The sequence below is a fragment of the Rhodococcus sp. NPDC059179 genome, from assembly GCF_042754885.1.
In the GTDB taxonomy this organism is placed as follows: domain Bacteria; phylum Actinomycetota; class Actinomycetes; order Mycobacteriales; family Mycobacteriaceae; genus Rhodococcus_G.
In genome coordinates, this window is the sequence record NZ_JBHZBV010000004.1 from 289,555 (window position 1) to 301,649 (window position 12,095).

Annotated in this window: 12 protein-coding genes and 2 tRNA genes; 5 read left to right on the plus strand and 9 right to left on the minus strand. The window is 68.1% G+C overall.

Translation table 11 applies throughout. From position 1 onward, the window contains the following. Positions 1-29 precede the first annotated feature (29 nt). From clpX to ACFXMV_RS11905, 5 genes are all read right to left on the minus strand, one after another. On the minus strand, positions 30-1,310 hold the full coding sequence (clpX, locus tag ACFXMV_RS11885; protein WP_378500997.1) for an ATP-dependent Clp protease ATP-binding subunit ClpX: 1,281 nt from the start codon (positions 1,308-1,310) through the stop codon (positions 30-32). Positions 1,311-1,618: 308 nt separating this feature from the next. After that, positions 1,619-2,281, minus strand: a complete 663-nt coding sequence (locus tag ACFXMV_RS11890) for an ATP-dependent Clp protease proteolytic subunit (protein ID WP_378503030.1) — start codon at positions 2,279-2,281, stop codon at positions 1,619-1,621. Between the two features lie 39 nt (positions 2,282-2,320). Then, on the minus strand, positions 2,321-2,968 hold the full coding sequence (locus ACFXMV_RS11895) for an ATP-dependent Clp protease proteolytic subunit (RefSeq protein WP_378502442.1): 648 nt from the start codon (positions 2,966-2,968) through the stop codon (positions 2,321-2,323). 91 nt (positions 2,969-3,059) lie between these two features. Continuing rightward, on the minus strand, positions 3,060-4,415 hold the full coding sequence (gene tig, locus ACFXMV_RS11900) for a trigger factor (RefSeq protein WP_378501851.1): 1,356 nt from the start codon (positions 4,413-4,415) through the stop codon (positions 3,060-3,062). A gap of 78 nt (positions 4,416-4,493) precedes the next feature. After that, a tRNA-Pro gene (locus ACFXMV_RS11905) sits at positions 4,494-4,570 on the minus strand. 199 nt (positions 4,571-4,769) lie between these two features. Between ACFXMV_RS11905 and ACFXMV_RS11910 the strand changes: the two genes are divergently transcribed. Together ACFXMV_RS11910 and ACFXMV_RS11915 are read left to right on the plus strand one after the other, a co-directional pair. After that, positions 4,770-4,840: transfer RNA gene (locus ACFXMV_RS11910), tRNA-Gly, on the plus strand. Between the two features lie 183 nt (positions 4,841-5,023). Continuing rightward, positions 5,024-6,157 carry a nitronate monooxygenase gene (locus ACFXMV_RS11915; RefSeq protein ID WP_378501850.1) on the plus strand — a complete coding sequence of 378 codons (1,134 nt, stop codon included), beginning with the start codon at positions 5,024-5,026 and terminating at the stop codon, positions 6,155-6,157. A 9-nt stretch (positions 6,158-6,166) separates the two neighbouring features. Here the strand turns inward: ACFXMV_RS11915 and dinB are convergent, their stop codons facing one another. Both dinB and ACFXMV_RS11925 read right to left on the minus strand, forming a co-directional pair. Then, a complete protein-coding gene (gene dinB, locus ACFXMV_RS11920) occupies positions 6,167-7,447 on the minus strand; it encodes a DNA polymerase IV (RefSeq protein WP_378503031.1) in 1,281 nt (426 codons plus the stop codon). A 46-nt stretch (positions 7,448-7,493) separates the two neighbouring features. Then, entirely contained in the window at positions 7,494-8,303 is an 810-nt protein-coding gene (locus ACFXMV_RS11925; protein WP_378501875.1) for a helix-turn-helix domain-containing protein, read from the minus strand. 84 nt (positions 8,304-8,387) lie between these two features. Between ACFXMV_RS11925 and ACFXMV_RS11930 the strand changes: the two genes are divergently transcribed. Continuing rightward, on the plus strand, positions 8,388-8,798 hold the full coding sequence (locus ACFXMV_RS11930; RefSeq protein ID WP_378501876.1) for an SRPBCC family protein: 411 nt from the start codon (positions 8,388-8,390) through the stop codon (positions 8,796-8,798). A 97-nt stretch (positions 8,799-8,895) separates the two neighbouring features. After that, positions 8,896-9,711, plus strand: a complete 816-nt coding sequence (locus ACFXMV_RS11935) for a DUF1542 domain-containing protein (RefSeq protein ID WP_378501877.1) — start codon at positions 8,896-8,898, stop codon at positions 9,709-9,711. 71 nt (positions 9,712-9,782) lie between these two features. Here ACFXMV_RS11935 and ACFXMV_RS11940 read toward each other — a convergent pair whose 3' ends face one another. Beyond that, positions 9,783-10,580, minus strand: coding sequence for an Fpg/Nei family DNA glycosylase (locus ACFXMV_RS11940; protein ID WP_378503032.1), 798 nt, complete (start codon positions 10,578-10,580; stop codon positions 9,783-9,785). Next, the gene (locus ACFXMV_RS11945; RefSeq protein WP_077042121.1) at positions 10,581-11,054 is read right to left on the minus strand and encodes a ribose-5-phosphate isomerase; all 474 of its coding nucleotides are present in this window, start codon (positions 11,052-11,054) and stop codon (positions 10,581-10,583) included. A gap of 62 nt (positions 11,055-11,116) precedes the next feature. Between ACFXMV_RS11945 and ACFXMV_RS11950 the strand changes: the two genes are divergently transcribed. Further along, positions 11,117-11,989: a M48 family metallopeptidase gene (locus ACFXMV_RS11950; RefSeq protein ID WP_378502241.1), complete on the plus strand. Its 873-nt coding sequence runs from the start codon at positions 11,117-11,119 to the stop codon at positions 11,987-11,989. Positions 11,990-12,095: the final 106 nt, after the last annotated feature.

A 12,095-nucleotide genomic window follows, 5' to 3' on the forward strand; every position in this document is an offset into this window, starting at 1 on the left:
CCGGCCGTTCTCGTGTCATTGCGGATCGACTACGCCGACTTGTCGCGTCGTTCTGGCCGCTCGGGCTTGCGCGGGACGATGGTCGGCAGCACGTTGTCATTGACGGTCTCGGCCGTCACGACCACCTTGGCGACGTCGTCGCGGCTCGGGATGTCGTACATCACCGGCAGCAGGACCTCTTCCATGATCGCGCGCAGACCGCGGGCGCCGGTACCGCGCAGGATCGCCTGATCCGCGACGGCCTCGAGCGCATCCGTGGAGAACTCGAGTTCCACACCGTCCATGTCGAACAGTCGCGTGTACTGCTTGACCAGGGCATTCTTCGGCTCGGACAGAATCTGCACGAGGGATTCCTTGTCCAGGCTGGTCACCGATGCCACGACCGGCAGGCGGCCGATGAACTCCGGGATCAGGCCGAACTTGATCAGGTCCTCGGGCATCACCTCGGCGAAGTGGTCCTGGGTGTCCAGTTCCGCCTTCGAGCGCACCTCCGCCCCGAAACCGATGCCGCGCTTGCCGACCCGGTCGGAGACGATCCGCTCCAGGCCCGCGAACGCACCCGCCACGATGAACAGCACGTTGGTGGTATCGATCTGGATGAATTCCTGATGCGGGTGCTTGCGCCCACCCTGCGGCGGCACGCTCGCCTGGGTGCCCTCGAGGATCTTCAGCAACGCCTGCTGCACGCCCTCGCCGGACACGTCCCGGGTGATCGACGGGTTCTCGCTCTTGCGGGCGATCTTGTCGACCTCGTCGATGTAGATGATGCCGGTCTCGGCGCGCTTGACGTCGTAGTCCGCGGCCTGGATCAGCTTGAGCAGGATGTTCTCGACATCCTCGCCGACATAGCCCGCCTCGGTCAGCGCGGTCGCGTCGGCGATGGCGAACGGCACGTTCAGCATCTTCGCCAGCGTCTGCGCGAGATAGGTCTTGCCACAGCCGGTCGGGCCGAGCATGAGGATGTTCGACTTGGCCAGCTCCACGGTCTCGCCGCGGGCGTCGCGACCCTTGTCGCCTGCCTGGATGCGCTTGTAGTGGTTGTAGACCGCGACCGCCAGGGTGCGCTTGGCCGCGTCCTGACCGATCACGTAGTTCTCGAGGAAGTCTCGGATCTCGGCGGGCTTGGGCAACTCGTCGAGCTTGACCTCGCTCGACTCGGCCAGCTCTTCTTCGATGATCTCGTTGCACAGGTCGATGCATTCATCGCAGATATAGACCCCTGGTCCCGCGATGAGCTTCTTCACCTGCTTCTGACTCTTGCCGCAGAATGAGCACTTCAGCAGGTCGCCGCCGTCACCGATGCGTGCCATCTCGTCAGGTCCCTACTTCCTTCTCAGCGTGGTGACCGTCCCCCGCCCCGCATGTGGTCTTCGCGACCCACATCTCTGGGCGGCGGACAAAGCCCCTGATGTGACCGTACCCGTAGTTCCGGAACGAGGTCGACCTGTTGCCGATGATTCGACTCGACGCGCAGCCGGGGCGAAACTTCGACGACCGTGCCACTCCGATTCCGACCGGGGGTCTCAGCCTGACCGGTCGGCTCCCCGACCCGCCGCATCCCTGCGAACGCGGCGTGTCGCGGAGCCGAACCGACTCCCGTCGGCCAGGAGGCCGACGACTACTTCTGGGCGGAGAGCTTCCTGTACTCCAACACGTCGTCGATGATCCCGTATTCCTTGGCCTCCGCGGCCGTGAGGATCTTGTCGCGATCGGTGTCCTTGCGGATCACCTCGGCGTCCTTGCCGGTGTGCTTGCTCAGCGTCGCCTCCATGAGCCGGCGCATCCGCTCGATCTCGGCGGCCTGGATCTCCAGGTCGGAGACCTGACCCTGAATGCCGCCGGTGGACGGCTGGTGGATCAGCACGCGCGCATTCGGCAGCGCGAGACGCTTACCAGGGGTGCCCGCCGCGAGGAGCACCGCCGCCGCGGACGCGGCCTGCCCGAGGCAGACCGTGGTGATGTCGGCGCGGACGTACTGCATGGTGTCGTAGATCGCCATCAGCGAGGTGAACGAGCCACCCGGCGAGTTGATGTACATCGTGATGTCGCGGTCGGGGTCGAGCGACTCGAGCACCAGAAGCTGGGCCATGACGTCGTTCGCCGAGGCGTCGTCGACCTGCACGCCGAGGAAGATGATGCGCTCCTCGAACAGCTTGTTGTACGGGTTCGACTCCTTCACTCCGTAGCTGGAGTGCTCGATGAAGGAGGGCAGGATGTAGCGGCTCTGAGGTCCGGCGGGGGCCTGGCCCCCCACGGCACGGGGATCAAACAGGTTGGTCATCAGTTCTCCAAAGGGTGAGGTGCGTCTGGGCGGGTTCGGCTAGTTGCTGCCGGTTCCGCCTGCCTGCCGCGCGCGGGAGATGACGTGGTCGACGAAGCCGTACTCGAGCGCCTCTGTTGCCGTGAACCAGCGGTCACGGTCGGAGTCGGTGTTGATCCGCTCGACTGTCTGGCCGGTGTGCTCCGCGATCAGCTCGGCCATCTCGCGCTTCGTGTGCTTGAACTGCTCGGCCATGATCGCGATGTCGCTCGCCGAACCACCGATGCCCGCCGACGGCTGGTGCATCATGATCCGCGCGTGCGGCAGGGCGTAGCGCTTACCCTTGGTGCCCGCGGAGAGCAGGAACTGACCCATCGAGGCGGCCAGGCCCATGCCGAAGGTCGCGATGTCGCACTCGGCGAACTGCATGGTGTCGAAGATCGCCATGCCAGCGGTCACCGAACCGCCGGGCGAGTTGATGTAGAGGGAGATGTCCCTGGTCGGGTCCTCGGCCGAGAGCAGCAGGATCTGCGCGCACAGCTTGTTCGCGATGTCGTCGTCGACCTGGGTACCGAGGAAGATGATGCGTTCCCGAAGGAGGCGCTCGAACACCGAGTCGCTGAGATTCAGACCAGAGGTGGCTGAAGTCATGGCGGGGCCCAACGAAGCCCCCGGGTTCTGTGAAGTCACGGTACCTGCCTTCTCCATAACTGAATTCGTTTGTTCTTGACACTGACACTAACGAACAGGGACGGCCCCGGAGTCCCGGTGCCGTCCCTGTTCGCTATTGGCGTGAAATCTAGCTCTCGTCCGCGCCCTCGGCCTCGTCGGCCTCCGCGGTGCCGAACAGCTCCGCCGTGTCGACGGTCGCGCCGGTGGTGTCGGTGACGGCCACCTGGTCGACGACGGTCGCGAGCGCCTTGCCGCGGCGCACGTCGGCGAACACGGCGCCGAGCTGGCCCGCCTGCTGGACCTGCTGGATGAACTGGTCAGGAGAGATGCCGTAGCGCTGGGCCTGGAAGATGATCCGCTCGGTCAGCTCCTGCTGTCCGACCTCGGTGCCCGCGGCGTCCGCGATCGCATCGAGCAGCAGCTGGGTCTTCACGGACTTCTCGGCGGCCTCGGTGGCGTCCTTGTCGAACTGCTCACGGGTGGTGCCCTGCGACTCGAGGAGGGCGTTGAGCTGCTCCTCGTCGTGGTCGAGGCCGTGCACGGCCTCGTGCAGCTGCGCGTCGACCTCGGCCTTGACCACGGTCTCGGGCAGCGGGACCTCGATGGTCTCGAGCAGCGTCTCGAGGACCTTGTCGCGGATCTGACCGGCCTGCTCGACCTTGGCGACCCGGCCGACCCGCTCGCGCAGGTCGTCCTTCAGCGCATCGAGGGTGTCGAACTCGCTCGCCATCTGGGCGAACTCGTCGTCGGCCTCGGGCAGCTCGCGCTCCTTGACGGAGCCGACGGTGACGGTGACGACCGCGTCCTGGTCGGCGTGCTCACCGGCGACGAGCTTGGTGGTGAAGTCCTTGGACTCGCCGGCCTTGAGGCCGACGATCGCCTCGTCGAGACCCTCGATCAGCTGGCCCGAGCCGACCTCGTGGGACAGACCCGAAGCGGTGGCCTCCGGGACGGCCTCGCCGTCGATGGCGGCCGACAGGTCGATCGACACGAAGTCGCCGTCCTGCACGGCGCGCTCGACACCGGTGAGGGTGCCGAAGCGCTGACGCAGCGACAGCAGCTGCTCGTCCACGGCGTCGTCGGCGATCTCGACGGGGTCGACGGTGACAGCGAGGGTGCTGTAGTCGGGCAGGTCGATCTCGGGGCGGACGTCCACCTCGGCGGTGAACGCGAGCAGCTCGCCGTCCTCGATCTTGGTGATGTCGATCTCCGGCTGGCCGATCGCCTTGACGCCTGCGGTGGTCACAGCCTCGGAGTAGCGAGCGGGAAGGGTGTCGTTGACGACCTGCTCGAGCACGGCGCCGCGACCGACGCGGGCCTCGAGCAGCTTGGCCGGAGCCTTACCCGGACGGAAGCCGGGGAGACGGATCTGCTGCGCGAGGGCCTTGTACGCCTTGTCGAAATCGGGCTTGAGCTCCTCGAAGGGCACCTCAACGTTGATACGGACCCGCGTCGGGCTCAGCTGCTCGACGGTGCTCTTCACGGACATGCTCCTTCGTATGGTCTTACTCGTTGCGTCGCGGCCCTGATCTTCAGTTCCGCGCTGTTATGACGTTGTCCCTGGTCGGGGTGACAGGATTTGAACCTGCGACCCTCCGCTCCCAAAGCGGATGCGCTACCAAGCTGCGCTACACCCCGTTAGGTCCGCACACGGCGACCGCGCGGGAGAACCGCGCGGCTGCCGCCAAAGGTGAATCCTACGGGCACCCGTTCGACGAATTCCCGGCCACCCGATCTGGCGAACTCCCGGCCACCCGATTGGCGAATCCGGAACGGGGTTGGGTACAGTCTCTCAACGCAGACGACATCGATGGCGATCCCAAGTTGTCGTATGCACGGGGATGTAGCTTAGTGGTAAAGCCTCTGCCTTCCAAGCAGATGATGCGGGTTCGATTCCCGTCATCCCCTCACTTCGGCCGATCGGCCACCCAAAGCCCCTCACCTGGTCTGACAGGTGGGGGGCTTTGTCGTGTTCCGGGCCGGCCTCGGGCGAACTTCATCCGGAAATCGGTAGACGACCCCGCGTCAGACCCGCTCCAACTAGGGTGCAACTTGTTTCAGTCTGTCGCCGCCCCAGTGAAGGAATTCCGCATGCACACCCCTCTTTGCGACGAACTCGGCATCGAGTTCCCCATCTTCGCGTTCACCCATTGCCGCGACGTCGTGGTTGCCGTCAGCAAGGCAGGCGGCTTCGGCGTGCTCGGCGCGGTCGGGTTCACGCCCGAGGAGCTCGAAATCGAGCTGAACTGGATCGATGCGCACATCGGCGACCATCCGTACGGCGTCGACATCGTCATCCCGAACAAGTACGAGGGCATGGACTCGAACCTGTCCGCGGACGAACTCACCACGATGCTGCAGAACATGGTCCCCAAGGAGACCCTCGAGTTCGGCCGCAAGATCCTGACCGACCACGGGGTGCCGCTGCCCGACGACGGCAGCGAGAACGCGTTGCAACTTCTGGGCTGGACCGAGGCCACGGCCACCCCGCAGGTCGAGGTAGCGCTGCAGCACCCGAAGGTCACCCTGATCGCGAACGCACTCGGCACCCCGCCGGCCGACATGATCGACCACATCCATCAGGCGGGACGCAAGGTCGCGGCACTGTGCGGCTCGCCGTACCAGGCGCGCAAGCACGCGGACGCAGGCGTGGACATCATCATCGCGCAGGGCGGCGAGGGCGGCGGCCACTGCGGCGAGGTCGGCTCGATCGTGTTGTGGCCGCAGGTCGTCAAGGAGGTCGCCCCGGTCCCGGTGCTCGCCGCGGGCGGCATCGGCAGCGGCCAGCAGATCGCAGCGGCGCTGGCGATGGGCGCGCAGGGCGCCTGGTCCGGCTCGCAGTGGCTGATGGTCGAGGAGGCGGAGAACACCACCGTCCAGCAGCAGGCGTACATCGACGCGTCCAGCCGCGACACCGTCCGCAGCCGATCGTTCACCGGCAAGCCCTGCCGGATGCTGCGCAACGACTGGACCGAGGCCTGGGAGAAGGAGGGCAACCCGGAGCCGCTCGGCATGCCGCTGCAGTACATGGTCTCCGGTATGGCCGTCGCCGCCACCCACAAATACCCGGACGAGACCGTCGACGTCGCCTTCAACCCGGTGGGTCAGGTCGTCGGCCAGTTCGCCAAGGTCGAGAAGACCTCGGCGGTCATCGAGCGCTGGGTGCAGGAGTACCTCGAGGCGACCGGCACCCTCGAGCAGCTGAACGCGGCCGCGACCGCCTGACGCGGCCGTTCACTCGGGAAGGATCGGGACGGTGTCGCCGCGGTCCTTCCCGAGCATTGCCGCCCGCGTGACGGCGACCGAACCGAACCTGTCGCGCACCGAGTCGAGTGCGGTGTCCAGGGCCGTGGCGTCGCGGACCGCGCGGTCCACCGCCGTGGTCTCGGGCTCGAACGGCAGCGCCAACTGCTCGGCGCCGTCCCGGTCGAGGTTGGTCAGCGCGACGCCGACCAGCGTCAACCCCTGCCCGAGAATCAGGGACCGGACCTGCGCGAGCAGGGCGCGCACCGCGGACCGGACCGTCTCGGTGCGCGCGGTCGCCTGCGGCAGGGTGAGCGAACGGGTGGCGCGGGTGAAGTCCGCGAACCGCATCCGCAACACCACCGTGCGACAGACACATCCCGCCGCGCGGAGACGGCGGACCACCCGGTCCACCAACGCGCCGACGGTCGCGTCGATCTCATCGAGAGTCCTGGGCCGACGGCCGAGGGCGTGCTGCGCGCCGATCGAGCGGCGGCGACGTCCGGTCTGCACGCGCCGCGGGTCCCTCGCCCAGGCCAGCGCGTGCAGGTGGCGGCCTGCCGCCTGACCCACCACGGCCATCAGCTCGCGTTCCGGCAGCACGGCCATCTGGCCGACCGTCCCGATGCCGTAGTCGCGGAGTTTGCGCGACGTGACCGCACCGACGCCCCACAGCCGCTCGACCGGCAGCGGGTGCAGGAACTCCAACTCACGGTCCGACGGGACGAGCAGCAGCCCGTCGGGCTTGCCCACCGCGCTGGCCACCTTGGCCAGGAACTTGGTCCTGGCGATCCCGACCGTGATCGGCAGTCCGACCTTCTCGCGGACGTCGGCGCGCAGCCGGGACGCGATCTCGACCGGGCTACCAGAGACCCGCCGCAATCCCCCGACGTCGAGGAACGCCTCGTCGATCGACACACCCTCGACGAGCGGGGTCGTCTGCCTGAAAACCTCGAATACCGCCCGGCTCGCCTCCGCGTACGCGGACATCCGCGGCGGGACCACCACCGCCTGCGGACACAGCCGCAGCGCCTGCGCGCCACTGCCTGCCGTCTGGACTCCGTAGGCCTTCGCCTCGTAGCTGGCGGCGAGCACGACTCCCCCACCCACGATGACCGGCCGGCCCCGCAGCGAGGGATCGTCGCGCTGCTCGACCGAGGCGTAGAAGGCGTCGAGATCCGCATGCAGGATCGTGGCGTCGGCCCGGCCCTGCTCCAGGGTCGGCTCGGCGGGCTGCGGCGGGGGAAACCAGGCACGATCGGACACGAACACATGTTCGCATCCGGCACCGACAGTGGGGTCTCCGACCGCATGCCCGTCAGGTCGACAGCAGCGCTCGGACCGCGGTCGGCGTCCGACCCACGTGTGCCCGCATCGTCCTGGTCAGGTGGGCCTGGTCGGCGAACCCGAGATCCGTGGCCAGCCCGGCGAGGTCCCGCTCCCCGTCCTCGAGCCGCGCCAGCGCCCGGCCGACCCGAACCCGGTTGCGGTAGCGGGTGAGGGAGACGCCGGTGACCGCAGTGAAGGTGCGGCTCAACAGGAATGGCGACACCGCCAGGGCGTCGGCCAGCGGAATCAGGCCGACCGACGCAGGGGCGTCGTCGAGGATCGCCGCCCGGGCTGTGGCTGCCAGCGCACGACCGCGCGCGCCGGACCGGATCCGCGTCGGCACCGCGCCGCTCGAGACGCGCGGAGCGATCTCCGCGACGAGGCCCACCAGTTCTTCGGCGAGTGCGAACTGGGCGTCTCCGTTTCCCGCGACGCCGAGCAACCGTCGATGCAACAGCTCCACCCGGGCGTCGACGTAGATATCCGCCGCCCGCGGCGTCGCGGCGTCGCCTGCGATCGAGTGCCACAGCTCGGCGCCGATATCGATCGAGGTGCAGACGTCGCCGCCTGTCGGGTGTGCGAACCGCTCTTCCTGGCCGGGTCGGCCGAGGTACGCAGTCGTCCGGTCCAGCACCGACTCCGCCCCGTCCGCCCGTCGCAGGAATCGTCCCGCCCGCACGAGCACCAGCCGGTGATCGTCGCGGCACTCCGTCTGCGACCACGCCGTGTGCTCACCGCCGCAGGTCACGGCCCAGGCGCTGACCTGCGGCAGCTCCGCGATCCGCGTCGCCGATTGCATGGCAGAAACGCTACGCCCGGGCACCGACACCGCTCCGCAAGAATGTTCAAGACGATCCGACCACCGGGCGGGCAGGCTCGAGCCATGGCATACATACGCACCGAAACACTCGTCGACACCACCCCCGAACGCGCCTGGGATGCGCTCCGCGACTGGGGCGCTTTGCACGAGCGCCTGGTCGTCGGGTTCGTGACGGACACCAGGATCGACGGGGACGACCGGATCGTGACCTTCCGCGACGGCTCGGTGGTTCGCGAACGGAAGGTCGCACTCGACGAGGACGCCCGCCGGCTGTCGTGGTCGGTCGTCGACGGCCCGTACGAGCACCACAACGCGTCGGCCCAGGTGTTCGCCGAGAGCGATGGGCGCACCCGATTCGTCTGGGTCGCGGACCTGCTGCCTGATGCGTTGGCGGACCGCACCGCCGCCATGATGGAGCTCGGCACCAGCGCAATTCGTCGAACCCTCGAGGGCGACCGGGTGCGCGGCCGCTAGAGCGACGGGATCGAGGCGGCAACTCCGCGGAGGCGGACACCTCCGGATGGCCGGTAGGCTGGGAACCGTCCGATTTGTCCCTTCGGGAAGGCCGCAAGTGGAACTCCTATTGATCCTCGCCGTCATCGGTGTCGTCGTGTTCCTGGTGATGAAAAGCCAGAAACGCTCCGTCGGCCACACCACAAACCAGCTCGAGGACGCCAAGGCGGACGCGCGCCAGGCCATCGAGCGACTCGGCGGCCAGGTCTACAACCTGACCGGGACCGACATGGCCTCGAAGCAGGCTCTCGCCGACGCGTCCGAGCGCCACATCGCGGCCGGCTCGCAGATCGACCAGGCCAACAGCCCGGCGCAGGCCCGACTCGCGAAACAGACTGCACTGGAGGGCCTCTACTACATCCGTGCCGCACGCACCGCGATGGGAATGGACCCCGGCCCCGAGGTTCCGAGCATCGACGGCCAGCGTTCCGCAGGCGAGGTGACCGAGAACAGGGACATCGAGTTCGAGGGCCGCCAGGTCTCGGCCTCACCGAGCCCGTCACAGCGCACCCCGAACTACTACCCGGGCGGTCGCGTCGCGGGTCGGCCCGTCCCCGCGGGCTGGTACTCCGAGCCGTGGTGGAAGCCGGCACTCGTCGCGGGTGCGTGGGGCGTCGGCTCGATGTTCCTGTTCTCCGCGATGTTCAGCGGCATGGCCGGGGTGAACTACGACGCGCAGCAGTTCGAGAACGGCCAAGGCGACGGCAGCGATCAGGGCGGCGAAGGCGGCGGCGAGGCCGGTGCTGAGGGCGGCGAAGGCGGCGGCGAGGATATGGGCGGCGGCGAGGAGTACGGCGCCATGGGCGACTCGGGCGGCGACTTCGGCGGCGGGGGCGACTTCGGCGGCGACTTCGGCGGATTCGACGGCTTCTAGGACTGTTCAACGAAGTTCGGCAGGGTTTCACCCGGTTTACGGGCGAAACCCTGCCGAACTTGTCTGACGGGTCAGGCCGTCTGGCAGGTCGGGCACCAGAACAGGTTGCGCGCCTTCATGACCGAGTGAGCGATCGGCGTGCCGCAGACGCGGCACGCCGATCCGGCTCTCCGGTAGACGTAGGTCCGCGGGCGATCCTTCGCGTACGAGGGGTCGCCGTTGTCGTGTTCGGGCCGCACCACGTGCATCTTCCCGCGTCGGACACCGACCTTCATCAGCGCGACGAGATCGCCCCACAGGGCATCCCATTCCGCTGCGGTCAGCTGCGCCCCCGACCGGTTCGGGTTGATCTCGTGCCGGAACAGCACCTCGGCACGGTAGACGTTGCCGACGCCGGCCAGAACCTGCTGATCCATCAGCAGCGCGCCGATCGCGGTCTGCGACTTGGAGATCCGACGCCAAGCCCGCGTCGGGTCCGCGTCGGGTCGCAGCGGGTCGGGACCGAGCCGGTCCTCCAGCGCGCGCAGCTGGGACTCGTCGTAGATCTCGCAGGCTGTCGGCCCGCGCAGATCGGTGCCGATCTCGGCCCCGACCATCCGCATCCGGACCTGACCCACCGGCGTGCCCATCGGCAGCGGGAGGTCGGTGAACTTGCCGTACAGCCCGAGGTGCACGTGCACGATCAGCCCCGACTCGTAGTGGTGCAGTAAGTGTTTGCCCCACGCCTCGGCCCGGACCAGGACCCGGCCGTCGACGCTCGAGGCGCCGGACTCGAACCTGCCCTGCGGGCTGGACACGCGAACGGGAGCACCGGCGAAGTGTCGCTGGTGCTCCCGTGCGAGCCGGTGAAGTGTGTGGCCCTCAGGCACTCAGGCCTCGGGCAGTGCAGGCGGCACGCCGGTGCGCTCGTACTCCGAGAGGATGTCGATGCGGCGCTGGTGACGCTCCTCGCCCGACCACGGCGTCTCGAGGAACGCGTCGACGATGGCCAGGGCCTCCTCGAGCGAGTGCATCCGGCCGCCGATACCGATCAGCTGAGCCTTGTTGTGCTGACGCGCGAGCTGCGCGGTCTCCACGCTCCACGCCAGTGCGCAGCGGGCGCCTGGCACCTTGTTCGCGGCGATCTGCTCGCCGTTTCCGCTGCCGCCGAGCACGATGCCGAGGCTGCCCTCGTCCTCGACCACTCGGCGCGCGGCCTCGACGCAGAACGCCGGGTAGTCGTCCACGGCGTCGTACACATGGGCGCCGCAGTCCACGGCCTCGTGACCGTTCGCGGTGAGATGGTCCTTGATCTGGTTCTTGAGCTCGAAGCCTGCGTGGTCGGCACCTAGGTATACGCGCATGTGTCGATTCTGACAGGTCGGCGCGGCGAGCTCGGACCCGACCACGAATAGGGTCTGTCCACATGGAGCAGTTCTCGCCCGCGGTCGTGCATCACTCCCCCGTCCACCCGGCGCCGGGGTTCCCGCCGCCGCAGATGCTGCCGGCCAGGGGGCTCTCGCCGTGGGGAATGCCGATCCGGCACTGGCTCGAGATTCCCCTGCTGGTGTTGTCGATCGCGACCACCACGCTGGCCTACCTGGTGTCGATCGCGTTGATCGTGTCGGGAACGCTGGACACCTGGGTGGTGCTCGTGCTGCTCGCGCCGATCCTGCTGTTCCTCGCGCGCGGCCAGATGTACGCCTCGCAGCGCGTCAACGGTGTGAAGATGACGCCGACCCAGTTCCCGGACGGCTACCGGATGCTGGTCGAGGCGGCCGCCCGGTTCGGCATGCCGCAGGTGCCCGACGGCTACGTCATCCTCGGCAACGGTCAGATCAACGCGTTCGCCTCCGGTCACGGCTTCCGGCGGTACGTGGTGGTCTACAGCGACCTGTTCGAGATCGGCGGCCAGGCACGCAATCCCGACGCGCTGGCCTTCATCATCGGACACGAGGTCGGGCACATCGCCGCGGGCCACGCGTCCTACTGGCGGCAGCTCGGCATGTTCGCCTCCAGCTACATTCCGGTGATCGGATCGTCGCTGTCGCGCGCTCAGGAGTACACCGCCGACAACCACGGGCTGTGCAATCGACCGCACGGCGCGCCTGGGGCGATCGGGGTGCTCGCCGCCGGCAAATACCTGATGGGCCTGGTCGGCTTCGACGAGATGGCGAACCGGGCGAGCACCGAGCGCGGGTTCTTCCCCTGGCTGGTGAACATCCTGTCCAGCCACCCGGTGCTGACCTGGCGGGCGGCGGCCCTGCGCGACCGCTCCCGCCACGGCCGCGTGTTCTAGGCGGCTTCGCCGCCCGTGCGCGGTTGACGGGTCCAGGGACCCGTCAACCGCGCACAGCTGCCGAGGCCCTACACGCCAGTCTCTTATACACATCAGAAGCTGCCGA

Coding starts and splice junctions, on each gene's coding strand:
- clpX (WP_378500997.1), bottom strand. CDS start 1,310: ATGGCACGCATCGGTGACGGCGGCGACCTGCTGAAGTGCTCATTCTGC.
- ACFXMV_RS11890 (WP_378503030.1), bottom strand. CDS start 2,281: ATGACCAACCTGTTTGATCCCCGTGCCGTGGGGGGCCAGGCCCCCGCC.
- ACFXMV_RS11895 (WP_378502442.1), bottom strand. CDS start 2,968: ATGGAGAAGGCAGGTACCGTGACTTCACAGAACCCGGGGGCTTCGTTG.
- ACFXMV_RS11915 (WP_378501850.1), top strand. CDS start 5,024: ATGCACACCCCTCTTTGCGACGAACTCGGCATCGAGTTCCCCATCTTC.
- ACFXMV_RS11925 (WP_378501875.1), bottom strand. CDS start 8,303: ATGCAATCGGCGACGCGGATCGCGGAGCTGCCGCAGGTCAGCGCCTGG.
- ACFXMV_RS11930 (WP_378501876.1), top strand. CDS start 8,388: ATGGCATACATACGCACCGAAACACTCGTCGACACCACCCCCGAACGC.
- ACFXMV_RS11945 (WP_077042121.1), bottom strand. CDS start 11,054: ATGCGCGTATACCTAGGTGCCGACCACGCAGGCTTCGAGCTCAAGAAC.
- ACFXMV_RS11950 (WP_378502241.1), top strand. CDS start 11,117: ATGGAGCAGTTCTCGCCCGCGGTCGTGCATCACTCCCCCGTCCACCCG.